Source organism: Actinoallomurus sp. CA-142502 (genome assembly GCF_050936355.1).
In the GTDB taxonomy this organism is placed as follows: domain Bacteria; phylum Actinomycetota; class Actinomycetes; order Streptosporangiales; family Streptosporangiaceae; genus Actinoallomurus; species Actinoallomurus iriomotensis.
In genome coordinates this window covers 283,516-297,488 of the sequence record NZ_JBNJMY010000001.1, presented here as the reverse complement: position 1 = coordinate 297,488, position 13,973 = coordinate 283,516, and the positions used below count along the sequence as shown (strand labels likewise).

At 69.0% G+C, this 13,973-nt stretch carries 14 protein-coding genes; 5 read left to right on the top strand and 9 right to left on the bottom strand.

The features are described from left to right. Positions 1–68 precede the first annotated feature (68 nt). The 4 genes from sigM to trxA all read left to right on the top strand — a co-directional run bounded on the left by sigM (position 69) and on the right by trxA (position 2,968). Complete coding sequence (gene sigM / locus ACQEV1_RS01730; RefSeq protein WP_432705623.1) at positions 69–689, top strand: RNA polymerase sigma factor SigM; 621 nt, start codon at positions 69–71, stop codon at positions 687–689. Further along, complete coding sequence (locus ACQEV1_RS01725) at positions 686–1,429, top strand: anti-sigma factor family protein (RefSeq protein WP_285628942.1); 744 nt, start codon at positions 686–688, stop codon at positions 1,427–1,429. Before sigM ends, ACQEV1_RS01725 begins: the two co-directional genes overlap by 4 nt. Before the next feature lie 173 nt (positions 1,430–1,602). Continuing rightward, complete coding sequence (gene trxB / locus ACQEV1_RS01720; RefSeq protein WP_285628945.1) at positions 1,603–2,607, top strand: thioredoxin-disulfide reductase; 1,005 nt, start codon at positions 1,603–1,605, stop codon at positions 2,605–2,607. A 40-nt stretch (positions 2,608–2,647) separates the two neighbouring features. Further along, positions 2,648–2,968, top strand: coding sequence for a thioredoxin (gene trxA / locus ACQEV1_RS01715; protein WP_285577306.1), 321 nt, complete (start codon positions 2,648–2,650; stop codon positions 2,966–2,968). Between the two features lie 290 nt (positions 2,969–3,258). Here the strand turns inward: trxA and ACQEV1_RS01710 are convergent, their stop codons facing one another. The 4 genes from ACQEV1_RS01710 to rsmG form a co-directional block, all read right to left on the bottom strand. Then, on the bottom strand, positions 3,259–3,861 hold the full coding sequence (locus ACQEV1_RS01710; RefSeq protein WP_433390361.1) for a GNAT family N-acetyltransferase: 603 nt from the start codon (positions 3,859–3,861) through the stop codon (positions 3,259–3,261). 3,974 nt (positions 3,862–7,835) lie between these two features. Then, positions 7,836–8,798 (bottom strand): ParB/RepB/Spo0J family partition protein, encoded by a 963-nt coding sequence (locus tag ACQEV1_RS01705; RefSeq protein WP_433390359.1) that lies wholly within the window; start codon positions 8,796–8,798, stop codon positions 7,836–7,838. Positions 8,799–8,889: 91 nt separating this feature from the next. Further along, positions 8,890–9,798 (bottom strand): ParA family protein, encoded by a 909-nt coding sequence (locus ACQEV1_RS01700; protein WP_285628953.1) that lies wholly within the window; start codon positions 9,796–9,798, stop codon positions 8,890–8,892. A gap of 177 nt (positions 9,799–9,975) precedes the next feature. Next, on the bottom strand, positions 9,976–10,683 hold the full coding sequence (rsmG, locus tag ACQEV1_RS01695) for a 16S rRNA (guanine(527)-N(7))-methyltransferase RsmG (RefSeq protein WP_285628956.1): 708 nt from the start codon (positions 10,681–10,683) through the stop codon (positions 9,976–9,978). Between the two features lie 224 nt (positions 10,684–10,907). On the opposite strand from rsmG, the gene ACQEV1_RS01690 reads away from it, so the two are divergent. After that, on the top strand, positions 10,908–11,240 hold the full coding sequence (locus ACQEV1_RS01690; protein ID WP_285628959.1) for a DUF6458 family protein: 333 nt from the start codon (positions 10,908–10,910) through the stop codon (positions 11,238–11,240). Positions 11,241–11,307: 67 nt separating this feature from the next. Here the strand turns inward: ACQEV1_RS01690 and ACQEV1_RS01685 are convergent, their stop codons facing one another. Genes ACQEV1_RS01685 through rpmH form a run of 5 tightly spaced genes read right to left on the bottom strand, consistent with a single transcriptional unit; the run spans position 11,308 to position 13,693 of the window. After that, positions 11,308–11,808 (bottom strand): protein jag, encoded by a 501-nt coding sequence (locus ACQEV1_RS01685; protein WP_285577315.1) that lies wholly within the window; start codon positions 11,806–11,808, stop codon positions 11,308–11,310. A 43-nt stretch (positions 11,809–11,851) separates the two neighbouring features. After that, positions 11,852–12,883, bottom strand: coding sequence for a membrane protein insertase YidC (yidC, locus tag ACQEV1_RS01680; protein ID WP_433390354.1), 1,032 nt, complete (start codon positions 12,881–12,883; stop codon positions 11,852–11,854). Between the two features lie 10 nt (positions 12,884–12,893). Further along, positions 12,894–13,187, bottom strand: a complete 294-nt coding sequence (yidD, locus tag ACQEV1_RS01675; protein ID WP_285577318.1) for a membrane protein insertion efficiency factor YidD — start codon at positions 13,185–13,187, stop codon at positions 12,894–12,896. After that, entirely contained in the window at positions 13,184–13,543 is a 360-nt protein-coding gene (gene rnpA / locus ACQEV1_RS01670) for a ribonuclease P protein component (RefSeq protein WP_285577320.1), read from the bottom strand. The genes yidD and rnpA overlap by 4 nt, the downstream gene beginning before the upstream one ends. A 12-nt stretch (positions 13,544–13,555) precedes the next feature. Continuing rightward, positions 13,556–13,693, bottom strand: a complete 138-nt coding sequence (gene rpmH, locus ACQEV1_RS01665) for a 50S ribosomal protein L34 (RefSeq protein ID WP_285577321.1) — start codon at positions 13,691–13,693, stop codon at positions 13,556–13,558. Positions 13,694–13,973: the final 280 nt, after the last annotated feature.

Below are 13,973 nucleotides of genomic sequence, written 5' to 3'. Positions count from 1 at the left end.
CCGGACAGGTCCGGCACACGCTCAGCGACGATGCCCTCGACGGAACGGGCTGACGGACTATGGCGATCATGCGTGGGGGACGCTCGGTCGAGGCCGCTCCGGACAAGGAGCTGCTGCGACGTCACGCCGAGGGCGATCCGGACGCTTTCTCAGAACTCGTACAGCGGCACCGCGACCGGATGTGGGCCGTGGCGCTGCGCACTCTCGGCGACCAGGAAGAGGCCGCGGACGCGCTACAGGAGGCGTTCCTGTCCGCCTACCGCGCGGCGGGCCGCTTCCGCGGCGACGCGGCGGTGACGACCTGGCTGCACCGCATCGTGGTCAACGCCTGCCTCGACCGGCTGCGCCGGCGCTCGATCCGCCCGGTCGTGCCCATGGGCGACGACGCCACCCTCGACTCGGTCGCCCCCAAGGGTCCCGACCCGACGTCGGCGCACGAGCTGTCGCTCGACGTCAGCCAGGCGCTGCAGCGCATACCCTTCGAACAGCGGGCGGCGCTCGTCCTCGTCGACATGATGGGGTACGCCGTCGATGACGCGGCCAAGGTCCTGGAAGTACCACCCGGCACGATCAAGAGCCGGTGCGCGCGGGGGCGTGCGCGACTCGCACCCCTTCTTGGTCACCTCCGGAACCAGGACGGCGGCTCCGACGTCAGATCTGCGGAGGAAGGAGGTGGCAAACCCGCGTGACTGCCGCACACCTTGACTATGAAGCGCTGGCCGACTTCGCCGAGGGAGTTCTCGACGACGCCACGGCCATGTCCACTGAGGCCCACCTGGCGGACTGTGACGACTGCCGCCGACGCGCTGCGGAGGTGGCGGAGGTCTCCCGCGTTCTCGCGCGGGCGCCCGTACCACCGATGCCCGCGCATCTCGTCGACCGGCTCGATGCGGCGCTCGCCGCCGAAGCGGCCTCGCACGCACCCGTGCACCGGCCGCACCGCCGATTTCAGTACCTCGCCGCGGCCGCCGCGGCGGTCGTTCTGGTAGGTGGGGGAGCCGCCGCCGTCCGTACCGTCATGGACGACGGAAGCTCCAGCAGCGCGCCGGGCACCCAGCCGCCGATCGCGGACCATCCGCACTCGGCACCAGGGCCGGCGCTCGCACCGGCGGCTCCGTTCACCGTCGTCCATTCCGGCACGAAGTACACCTCGAAGGGTCTGCGGTCGCAGATCACCCGCGTTCTCGCGAAGCCCACCACGGGCGGCAACCACGCGTTGAGCGCACCCGAGGCACTCGGCGCCTGCGTGGCCCGGGTGGACGGCGGAAAGGTTCCGCTGCTGGTCGACTCGGCGACGTACGAGGGCCGGCCGGCCACCGTCATCGCGCTGCCCGGCAAGGACGCCGGTCAGGCGGACGTGTGGGTGGTGGGTGACCGCTGTTCGGCGTCGAGCACGGACGTGCTGGCGCATCAGTCGGTCAGCCGCTGACCGATCACTGCGGGCCGGCTCTTCCCCTCCGGGGGACGGGCCGGCCCTTTCTTGTGCTCCTTGGTGCCGGTGGCCGGTGCGGGAATCCGGGCGGCCTAGGATCGGTTTACTCGTACTGCGAAGCAAAGTGATCGACACGGGCTTCGCCGACAGGATCGGAAAGAGGCGCGACTGTGAGCGACGTGCGTAATGTGATCATCATCGGGTCGGGGCCCGCGGGCTATACGGCCGCGATCTACGCCGCGCGTGGTGACCTCAAGCCACTGGTCTTCGAAGGTGCCGTCACCGCCGGCGGGGCGCTGATGAATACCACCGAGGTCGAGAACTTCCCCGGTTTCCCGGACGGCATCCAGGGCCCGGAGCTCATGGACAACCTGCGCAAGCAGGCCGAGCGCTTCGGGGCCGAGCTGGTGACCGACGACGTGACCGAGGTCGATCTGGCGGCGAACCCGAAGGTCGTCAAGGTGGGCGACGAGACCTACCGGGCTCGTGCGGTCATCATCGCGACCGGTTCGCGGTACCGCGAGCTCGGGCTGCCGAACGAGAAGCGGCTGGCCGGGCACGGCGTGTCCTGGTGCGCGACCTGTGACGGGTTCTTCTTCCGCGAGAAGGAGATCGCCGTGGTCGGCGGTGGCGACTCCGCCCTCGAAGAGGCCATTTTCCTGAGCCGCTTCGGCCGCTCGGTCACCGTGATCCACCGTCGCGACCAGCTGCGCGCCAGCAAGATCATGCAGGACCGCGCCTTCGCGAACGAGAAGATCAACTTCCTGTGGGACTCCGAGGTCGTGGACATCCTCGGCGACGACCGAGTCACGGCCGTACGGACCCGCAACGTCAAGACCGGCGAGGAGAGCACGCTCGAGGTCTCGGGTGTGTTCATCGCCATCGGGCACGACCCGCGCACGGAGCTGTTCGCGGACCAGCTCGACCTCGATGAGGAGGGTTACCTCCGCGTCAACGCGCCGACGACCGAGACCAAGCTGCCCGGCGTGTTCGGGGCGGGTGATGTGGTCGACCATCGGTACCGTCAAGCCATCACCGCCGCCGGCACCGGCTCGGCGGCCGCGCTCGACGCCGAGCGCTGGCTGCAGGAGCAGGGCACGGCCGAGCTGACCGAGCAGCCGCAGGACGAGCTCCCTGAACGGCCGCCGGCCGAGGTCAAGCCGCAGCGCGCGTGAGTTCCGCCCAGTCATACCTCAGCACGAGTTAGGAGATCCCGTGGCAACCAAGGCTGTCACCGACGCCGACTTCGACGTCGAGGTCCTCAAGAGCGACAAGCCGGTGGTGGTTGACTTCTGGGCTGAGTGGTGCGGCCCGTGCCGCCAGGTGAGCCCGATCCTCGATGAGATCGCCACCGAGCACGCCGACAAGCTGTCCGTCGTGAAGATCAACATCGACGAGAACCCGAAGGTGCCGGCGACCTACGGCATCATGCAGATCCCGACGCTCAACGTCTTCCAGGGCGGCGAGGTCGTCAAGCAGATCATCGGCGCGAAGCCGAAGGCCGCACTCCTGAAGGACCTCGCCGACTTCATCTGAGCCTTCCGCGGCCTCATCAGCTCCGGTCTCACGTCTCTGACGTGGGGCCGGAGCTGTTTTTACGCCTCCGACCAGGCAAAACTCACGAGAGGCTCGCTGGCTGGAGAACGCCGGTGTCCTGGTGTGATCGGTTAGAGATGGGGCCTGAGAGGCCTGTGGTGGCTCTGAGTGGGCAAAACGGCGTGTGTACGGGGTGGAGGGGGCGCCGTGATGTTTCGTCGCTCGTTGACCTTGGTGGTGGGCGGCGTGTCGCCTTGATTCGCTGCCTCGTGTGGGGCTGTCAGAGGGTTTCAGACGGGGCGGAGGGCGCCTTCGGGTGACATCGACCCGAGGAGGCGTTCGAGGGCGACCTCGACGTCCTCACGCCAGGAGACGGCCGACTTGAGCTCGAGGCGGAGGCGGGGGTAGCGGTGGTGTGGCCGTACGGTCTTGAACCCGACGGCGAGCATGTACTCCGCGGGCAGGACGCAGCCGGGCTTCTCCCACTTGAGATCACCGAACGCCTCGATCGCCCGGAGGCCCCGGCGAGTCAGATCCTTGGCGACACCCTGGACGAGCATGCGCCCGAGCCCACCGCCCTGAAACTCGGGAAGGATGTGAGCGGTCATCAGAAGCGCCGCGTCGGCACTGACGGGACTCGTCGGAAACGCGACCGACCGCGGAACGTAGAGCGGCGGCGCGTACATGACGAACCCGGCCGGCACACTGTCGACGTAGACGAGCTTGCCGCAACTGCCCCACTCGAGGAGCGTGGAGGAGATCCAGGCCTCCTTCTCCAGCGCGGGATCCCCGGCGTCCTCGGCACGCTGCATGCTGACCGGGTCGAGCTCCCAGAACACGCACTTACGACAGCGGATCGGCAAATCCTCGACGTTGTCGAGCGTGATGTTCACCAGACGACGCGACACCGGCCAGGCCCCCTTCTTGGGCGGAGCGCCTTCATCACCAGGACCTATTCCCGCTCCAGGAAGATCTTAGAGCTAGTTCTCGAACTCTGTTATCACGGGACGCATGCCCCTCTGACCACACGTCCGCGGAACGGTTCCAGGCTGTTGCCTCCGAGATTAGCCCGCGAAGCACCACCGCAGCTCCGGCGGACGCCATTCCGAATGACAAACCGCTCCGCCACATACCGCTCCGCAGCCCAGCCTCTGCGAGGCAACGGCGATACGGTCTGGCCCGCTGCCCCACTCACCGATCTATAGACGGACCGCCCCCGGCTCCCTCCCGGCCTCTCGCCGGCCGCCTCCCCACCGAACGTCGCCCCGCTGGCCCCGCTGCCTCCCTGCCGGCTGTTCTCCTGCCGGCCGCCTCCGGCGCTCGCCCGCCCGCTGGCCGCCTCCCGACCACCAGCCAGCCGCACACCCGCTGGCCACCACCCGGCCGCCTCCGACGCTCGCCCGCCCGCTGGCCGCCTCCCGACCACCAGCCAGCCGCACACCCGCTGGCCACCACCCGACCACCAGCCAGCCACTCACCGCCAGTCAGGCGTCTCACGGTGGCACGGCTTCACGCCGAACGTCGTGGAATGCGCCCCCGCCCTCCGCGCGGGCGGCTACACGGTCGACATCCGGGGCGCGGCGCTCACCGTCACCGAGCGCACGGGCCTGCTGGGGGAAATCCATGCACTGCACACCTCCGCCTCTCGTCCGCCTCCGCCTCTCGTCCGCCTCCGCCTCTCGTCCGCCTCCGCCTCTCGTCCGCCTCCGCCTCTCGTCCGCCTCCGCCTCGCGTCCGCCTCCGCCTCGCGTCCGCCTCCGCCTCGCGTCCGCCTCCACCTCGCGTCCGCCTCCACCTCGCGTCCGCCTCCACCTCGCGTCCGCCTCCACCTCGCGTCCGCCTCCACCTCGCGTCCGCCTCCACCTCGCGTCCACCTCCACCTCGCGTCCACCTCCACCTCGCGTCCACCTCCACCTCGCGTCCACCTCCACCTCGCGTCCACCTGCCGCCTCGCGGCCGCCGCCCGCCTTCTCGCCTCTCGCGCGGTTCTCGCGCGCCTGGCGCCTGCCGGCGCCTCCCAGCCGGACGCTTCCCTGCCGGACACCTCTCGCCTCTCGCCTGCCTACGGTGCACTTTCAGGCATGCGCCGCTCGTGCCCTTGAGGGGTGAGGCGGCGCGGCTCCTCGTCGGTGGTCGGTGACGTCGGTCTGGCTCAGGCTGTATCGCCCAGCGGCCCGAGATGTGGATCGGCGAAGGCCATCGTCCGGCGTGCCGAGCGTCTGCCGCCTGCTTCCCGCCTCATGCCTACCGAGCGTCTCCCGCCTCCCGCTCCCTCCTTTCCCCCGCCGACCGTCTCCCACCGGTCGCCCTCCCACCGGTCGCCCTCCCACCCGTCGCCCTCCCAACCCGTCGCCCTCCCAACCCGTCGCTCTGCAGCCTGCCGCCCTGCCGGGCGCCGCCCTGCCGCCTGCCGCCCTGCCGAGTGCCGCCTGCCGAGTGCTAAGCCACTTGCCAAGGGCGGACATCGATGACCGACACAGGCATTGGCCAGCGCCCGTCCGGCGACCTTCTTGGTCGGCCGCTCCGTGCCGGTGGTCCGCATCCCGGGGGGCGGTACGGAGCGGTTGGTCGCCGCGCGGCGATCGACTGCCCTCGCCCAACGTTCCTCGGTGCCGTAGGCGGTGTGGAAGGTGATGGGATCTCCGCATCGCCAAGAGCGCCGACGATGTGAGCGACTGACACGCCGACCGTCGGGCTCGTCTACTGAAGCAAGCCATTCGATCCGGAGCCGGCGACGAGCCACCGCACACGGTGTGGCTCGACCCGGCGAGAAGGGCGCGGGAGAGGTGCAGCCACCTCCACAGCGGTACGCGGGGTTACACGACCGCCGGTTGTTTCTTGTCCGCCATCTCGCCCTGCGGGTGCCGCGTTGGTGAGCGGTACGCATGGGCGTCCCGCAGGGACTGCCGTTGAAGATCTAGCCGTCCGCTCTCGACGTCGAGGGGGCGGCAGGGAGGCGGATACGTGCTCGAGCGCCTCGCCGGACCGTACCGTGGTTCCGCGCGCCCGGCTGATTGCGACAAGGCCAGTCTCTGGATCACTGGTTGGTGATCACCTAGCTGGCCGTGTCCGCCGTACGTGCCGGTCGGCACTGTCCGGCTCGGGATCGCGTTTCGACGTCCCTGTGTAGGTGTACGAGCCGCTTCGCGGACGAGCATCCGCTTCGGGCGCCCAGTCAGAACGCCACCCAGGCGCGACTCACGCTGATCGACGGTGAGCCACGGACCGCCACCCGCCAGCGAGCCTTTATCGACGACGATCGCCCCTTTGAGTTTCACGTGAAACACGCTCCGGACGACAGGCCGCTCTGTCCGTCGGCCGATAGCGTCCTCGGAGAGGCCGCTTCAGTCGCAGCCGTACTCGTCGCCTGCCATCCCGGCGTCCGCGTCCGACGGGGCAGGGGGCCGCTAATGCGGTCGACCTCTCCGCGGACGAACGGATCGAGCGGGCCGGGGAGGTGGCTGCACCTCTTTCACGACTTCGGTTCCGTGCGGGTCGAGCAACGCACCGCTGCGCTTTCACCGACTGCCGGCGGAAGGTGGTCGCGCGACTGACGCTCCAATCGTCCGCCCAACCCGAACGGCCTCCCGGCTCAGCGAACCGCTCGCGCCGAAGCTTGCAGTGCGCCGGGCCACGTTTCACGTGAAACCGCCGAGCGGAGAACGTCTCCCTCAGATCGCCGGAAGAACTTGGCGTTCTGACCTCCGGTGGCTGACGCGGTCGTCACCGTGCCAACAAGGAGGGGCGAACGCTGCCTGCGTTCGCATCTTGTCACTCCCCCGCCAATGCGCTTTCGGTGCAGCAGTCGACAGGACGCACGAGAGATCGGCAGCACTCGGGTCGAGCGACGCGGTCAAGACGATGGCTGGGGGCCGCCTCAGCGTGACGGCTCGCGTCTGACGCCCTGTTCTTGCACGGGCTCAAGACAGCCTCCCGCAGCGTTGAGGCAATGGTCCGCCAGTCGGCTGTTTCACGTGAAACGACGACCCCTCTGAGCCCGCGCGTGAGTAGGTGGCCGTACTGGCAACCTCCGCCCGTCACCGTGAGGCCTGACTACGCGTCTCGCGTCCAACAGCTCAGCCGCGGCACACGCGAGCCGCTCCTCCACCTCTAGGCCCGCACCGAACATCTCCACGAGAGGGTCGACTGAGCCAGGAAGTCACCCGGATGCCTGGCAACAGAACGTGGATGAGTTGGGCGCGTCGGGGCGCTCTCTCAGCGGACACTGGACGCGCCTGCCTCGCCTGCCGCTGAAGCGTCCTCGCCGAGTGCAATCCGTGCCACGGCCGGCTGTCGACACGCAGGGCGCCGCGCCGGACGATGGCGTCGCCGATCCACATCTCGGGCCGCTGGGCGATACAGCCTGCGCCAGACCGACGTCACCGACCACCTACGAGGAGCGGCGCCGCCTCACCCCTCAAGGGCACGAGCGGGGCACGAGCGGCGCATGCCTGAAAGTGCACCGTAGGCGCCGCCGACGGTCACCATCGGAAGCTGATCGCGCGGCCACCATCCAGCGCCCGTTCGCCGCGACCCCGAACCGCCGACCGCACACCACTCCCCGTACACCGCGAATGGACCTTCGCCATCGGCCGTTGCGAGGCGCAGCCTGATGTGCGCCCCGACCGACGTTCGCGGCTAGCGGCGTGGCCGGACCATGTCCGCATCGAACGGCGAACGCCCGCAGGGTTCCTGCTACGGGCCGGCGCCCGGGCGGATCTTCGACTTAGGCTGTTGCGGCCCCCGGCACCGCCGCCCGGTAGAAGAACGGGAGCGCCGTACGTCGCCAACCTCGTTCGGTCGAGCGGAGTATTCGGAGCCGGCAGGGGACCGGACGTACGAGAGACGACGACCGGTCCCGATCGGCCTACTGCGGGCCGGTGCCCGGACGCGAGCCCGGGGCCATCGCGTCGATGATGCGTTCCAGGTCCTCGAGCGACCCGAACTCGACGACGATCTTCCCCTTGCGGGTGCCCAGGTCGACTCGGACCTTCGTCTCGTAGAGTTCCGAGAGCTCCGCGGCCAGTTCCTGGATGCGCGGGTTCATCGGCTTGTTCCCCGTCTTCCGGCGAACCGCCTGCTTCGTGTCACCCGCCTCCCCCAGGGCGATGATCTCCTCGACCGCACGCACCGAGAGGCCTTCCGCCACGATGCGGGTCGCCAGGCGGTCCTGCATCTCGTGGCTGTCCAGGCCCAGCAGCGCCCGGGCGTGGCCGGCGCTCAGTACCCCGGCGGCGACCCGGAGCTGCACCGCCGACGGCAGGTTCAGCAGGCGGAGGGTGTTGGTGATGTGGGGCCGGGAGCGGCCGATGCGGGTCGCCAGTTCTTCGTGCGTCGCGCCGAAGTCGTCCAGCAGCTGCTGGTACGCCGCCGCCTCCTCAAGGGGGTTCAGCTGCTGCCGGTGGAGGTTCTCCATGAGCGCGTCGCGCAGCAGGTCGTCATCGGTCGTGTCCCGGACGATCGCCGGGATGCTCTCGATGCCGGCGAGCTTCGACGCGCGCAGGCGCCGCTCGCCCATGATGAGCTCGTAGTCGCCCGAGCGCAGCTCGCGGACCACGATCGGCTGCAGCAGGCCCACGATGCGGATCGACGCCGCGAGCTCCTCCAGCGCCTCCTCGTCGAACGTCGTCCGCGGCTGGCGCGGGTTCGGGGTGATCTTTTCGATCGGGAGTTCGGCGAAGTGTGCGCCCGCGACGAGGACCGGCTCCTGCGTCTCGCCGTCGGGGGACGGCGGCACCGGCTGCGTGGCCGCCTGGTCCGCCGACGGCACCGGTGCCGTGGGGATCAGCGCGCCAAGGCCCTTGCCCAGCCCGCGTCGTTGCTGACTCACTTCGATCCCTCCATGCCCCCAGCGCCGGGCGACCGCCCTGGCTCACTCACACCGCGAAGGTCAAGCGTACGGGCGGACCGGCGCGGCGTCCTCATTTGCGCTCTTCCGCCCCGCGGTAGGCCATCTCCCGCGCCGCCTCCGTGTAGGCGAGCGCGCCGCTGGAGCCCGGGTCGTATGTCAGGACCGACTCGCCGTAGCTGGGCGCCTCCGACACACGGACGCTGCGGGGGATCACCGTGCCGAGCACGAGTTCGCCGAAGTGGCTGCGCACCTCGTCCGCCACCTGGGCCGCCAGCCGCGTACGCGCGTCGTACATGGTGAGCAGGATCGTGGTGACCGCGAGGTTCGGGTTCAAGTGCTGCTTGACCAGATCGACGGTGTGCAGCAGCTGGCTCAGACCCTCTAGCGCGTAGTACTCCGTCTGGATCGGGATCAGCAGTTCGTCCGCGCCCGTCAGCGCGTTGACCGTGAGCAGGCCGAGCGAGGGCGGGCAGTCGATGAGCACGTAGTCGAAGTTGTCCAGGTCGTACGCTTCGAGGGCTCGCCGCAGCCGCGACTCGCGGGCCACCATCGGGACCAGGTCGACCTCGGCACCCGCCAGGTGCAGGGTCGCCGGAGCGCAGAAGAGGTTGGCCAGACCCTCCGCCGGCACGACGATGTCGCTGAACGATCCGCCCTCGAGGATCACGTGGTAGACCGACGGAATGTCGCTGTGGTGCTCGACACCGAGTGCGGTGGAGGCGTTCCCCTGCGGGTCCAGGTCCACCACGAGCACGCGATTGTTGTGCATCGCGAGCGCCGCGGCCAGGTTGACGGCGCTCGTCGTCTTTCCGACGCCGCCCTTCTGGTTGGCGATCGTGATGACGCGGCACCGCGGGGGACGGGGCCACTCCTTCTCACCGCGCTTCGCCTGCACCCGTAGTGCCGCGGCGGCCGCCTGAGCGATCGGCTGGCTTGTTTCACGTGAAACTTCGGCCGCCTTGAGTGCCTCGCTTACCAACTTCGACTCCCCGTGTGCCGGATCACGCTGCGACGTCTCTTTAACAGGATCAGGAGCGGGCGGCGGCGGACTCGCCACCGGGACCTGCGACGGCCAGCCGAGCCCCGTCGTATCGTCCGAAGGCGCCCGCGTGGCTCGGTCCGGCCAGCCCAGTCCCTCTGCCGTGGTCAAGGACCGTCACCTCTTCCGTCCATGCGCTCCACCGCGCCGACGCCCGCCTCGACGGGAAGCAGACCGCTCCTTCGGCGGCTGCGGGGCCCTCCCCGCGACCGCGCGAACTACCGTCGTCGGCGGCTCGACCTTACCGTGACCGACGTGGAGTACCTCTGCCACGCGGACCCCGAATTTCTCCAGAACGGGTCGTGCTTCCTCGAGTTCCGCCGCCGCGCGCTCGCCTTTCAACGCGAGAAGCTCACCTTCCGGCCTCAGCAACGGCAGGGCCCACCCGGCGAGTCGCTCAAGGGGAGCGACGGCTCGGGCGGTGACGACGTCAACGGCGTACTCACCGGCGACCTCCTCGGCACGTGCCCGGCGTACGGTGACGTGAGAGAGCGACAGGAGATCAACGCATTCCTGAAGAAAGACAGTACGCCGCAAAAGCGGCTCCAGGAGTGTTACCGACAGATCCGGTCGCATGATCGCGAGAACGACACCCGGCAGGCCGGCGCCCGAACCCACGTCGATGACGTTCGCCGAGTCGGGGACCAACTCGGTCAGAACGGCACAGTTGAGCACGTGCCGGTCCCAGAGGCGCTCGACCTCGCGAGGTCCGATGAGACCGCGCTCGACGCCGGGACCGGCCAGGAACGCGGTGTACCGCTCGGCGAGGGGAAGCGCGTCCCCGAAGATCTCGCGGGCGGCCGGCGGCGCAGGAAGTGATGGCATAGTGGCAGGCTCTGAAGGCGACTCGGGAACGGTTGGGGATTCCCACCGACCCTCGAATGCTTCCACACCTGAGCGGCCTCGCGAACGCCGACCCGGCAACGCCCCGGATTCGACGCCTCCGACCAGCGTGGACGTACGTGTGGGAAAAAACGCCGCGACACGCATATCCCACGAGCGGTGGGTACCCCTTCGGTGGATGTTCCGTCGAAGGAGAGGTAGCGACCATGGGTATCGGTTCGGCGTTGGTGCTGATCGCACTTGGTGCGATCCTCGCGTTCGCCACCCACTTCCACGTCAGCGGAATCGACGTCCAGATGATCGGCTGGATCCTCATTTTCGTGGGCATCGCGATGCTGGTCATCACGCTCGCCTACACGCGGCCGCGCGCCCGGCGCCGCGCCGCGGTGGTGCGGGACGTCGACGTCATCGACGGCGAGCCCCAGCCCGGGGCGTACATGAGGGGCCCCGAGGAGGAGCCGACCGTGGTCGAGCCGGTCGACGGTGCGGGCCACGCTCAGGTACGCCGGACCGTCCACGAGCGCCGGGACATCCGGTGACGACCACAAAAAGACGGTCCCGTCACAGTCGACTGTGACGGGACCGTCGTTGTTCGTTGGTGCCCGGCTACTCCACGTGGACCACGACGTAGCGGTTGGGCTCCTCACCCTCTGACTCGCTGCGCAGCCCGGCCGCGGCGACGGCGTCGTGCACGACCTTGCGCTCGAACGGGGTCATCGGCGCCAGCGGCTTGGGCTCGCCGGTGCGCTTGACCTCATCGGCCGTCTCACGGCCCAGCTTGGTCAGCTCGGCGCGGCGCCGCTCGCGGAAGCCGCCCACGTCGAGCATCAGCCGGCTGCGCTCGCCCGTACGGCGGTGGACCGCCAGGCGGGTGAGCTCCTGCAGCGCCTCCAGCACCTCGCCGTTCTTGCCGACGAGCTCATCGAGGGTGGCGCCGACGACGGACACCATCGCGCGCTCGCCCTCGACGTCCATGTCGATGTCGCCGTCGAGGTCCGCGATGTCCAGGAGGCCCTCGATGTAGTCGGCCGCGATCTCGCCTTCCTGCTCAAGCGCCTGGACGTCGACCGTCTCGGCCTCGGCGGTCTCGGCTTCGGCTTGGCTCACACCGGGCTCCTCGTGGGTACTCGGACTGGACTGAGAAGTCACGCTATCGCTTCCTCTTGCTGCGGGTCTGCCGTGTCGGCTGTTGTCGCACGACCTTCGGACCCGGAGGCGTGTCCTCCGGCTCCGGTTCGGCATCCGCCTTCTTCCTGGTCTTGCCACCGGCCACGGAGGTGCCGGCCCGCACACCCGCCTTCGCGCCGGTCTTGGCCGCACCCGCCTTGGCGGTGCCGGTACGCGCGCCCGTCTTGGTGGTACCCGTCTTGGCCGTGCTGGCCTTGGCGTCGGCTCCGGCCTGTCCCTCCGCCGTGGCCATCGGGTACTTCTTGTAGACGTAGTGCGACTGGGCCAGCGTCCAGGAGTTGGTGGTCACCCAGTAGATCAGCACACCGAGCGGCAGCGTCAGGCCGAAGAGGCCGAACAGCGGCGAGAGGTACACCAGGAACTTCTGGGACTGCATCATCGGGTTGTCGGCCGTCATCGACTGCATCGAACGGCCGACGCTCGACCTCATCGTGAAGAACGTCGTGGTGGAGCTGATCACGACCGCCAGCAGCGTCACGATCATCGCGCCGACGTGCTTGTCGTGGAACGACTCGACGAACGTCGTGGGGATGGAGGCGCTGAAGATGTGCGCGTGCTGGGCGCTCTGGATCAGGTCCGCCGACATGCCGTACTTGGACTGGCCCGGCTTGGTGGTCGAGATGGCCCGCAGCACGTTGTACAGCGAGATGAAGATGGGGAACTGCACGACCAGCGGCAGGCACCCGGAGAGCGGGTTGGCGCCCGCCTCCTGGTAGAGCTTCATCATCTCCTGGTTGAGGCGCTGCTTGTCCTTCTTGTACTTCTTGCGCAGCGCCTGAACCTGGGGGTTCAGCTCCTGCATCTTCCGCGACGCGTGAATCTGCTTCACGAACAGCGGGAAGATGATGAGCCGCATGAGGACCGTCAGGAGGAAAATCGACAGACCCCACGCCCAGCCGCTGTCCGCGGGGAAGATCAAGCTGAGGCCGGCGTGGATCTGGATGATGACCCACGCGACCGCCTCGAACAGCGGATCGAGGAAGCTGAAACTCACCGACTGGCTCCTAGTGCTCTCCGATTACGGTGCCGCTCTGCGGCGTGAGGTCAGGGGGTACCTCGCCCTTGCGCGGCGGCACGGGGTCGTATCCGCCGGGGTTGAACGGGTGGCAGCGGGCGAGGCGGCGTACGGCCAGCCACCCACCGCGCAGCGCGCCGTGCCGTCGCAACGCGACGAGTGCGTATGTGCTGCAGCTGGGTTGGAAGCGGCAGACGGGCCCGAAGAGGGGGCTTATGAATCGACGGTAGAAGACGATCGGCAGCATCAATGCCCGGGCGACGGGCGTCGGCTTCGCTGTCATCTCCGCCTCTTGACCTCTCGCCGAAGGAGCCGGTCGAGTGCCGCGTCGACATCCGCGGCGAGTTCGTCGTTTCGTGCGGTCGCCGCCTTCGGATTGGCGCGCACCACAAGCAGGCTACCCGCTGGCAGCCGGTAGAGGCGCTCCCGCACGATATGCCGGAGCCTGCGGCGCACCTTGTTGCGGGTCACCGCGTCGCCGACCGGCCGGCCGACGGTGAAACCGACCCGTACCGGCTCGTCGACGTCGTCGCGGTGTCGCAGATGCAGGACCAGACGCGGCCGCCCGGCACGATCACCGCGCCGGACGGCCAAAGTGAACTCTTCTCGCCGCCGCATCCGGTTTCCGGACGGCAGCATGACTACCGCTGGTCAGACCGCGACGCGGGCGCGCCCCTTGCGACGGCGCGAGGAAAGGATCGCGCGCCCCGCCCTGGTGCGCATGCGGAGCCGGAAGCCGTGCTTCTTGTGCCGGCGACGGTTGTTCGGCTGGTAAGTACGCTTGCTCACTCGAGACTCCAGAGGGGTGCTGCGGTCAACGTTGGTTAGGTCGCATCACGGGCGCATAGACCCCGCCTGCGGGAGTCGGCGACCTGCGGGCGTGCAGCACCGCCGTCGATGCGACTCGACCGTCGTACGTTACGGTCTGGCCTGCCTCCCGGTCAAACCGGCGAGAGTTATCCACCGCGTTCCCCTGCCCCGTGCACAACTTGTGGACAACCCTGTGGATGACGCATGAGAGAGTGGTCCACTGCAGGTGCTCGCGGTACGCCGGGGAAATGACGTGTCG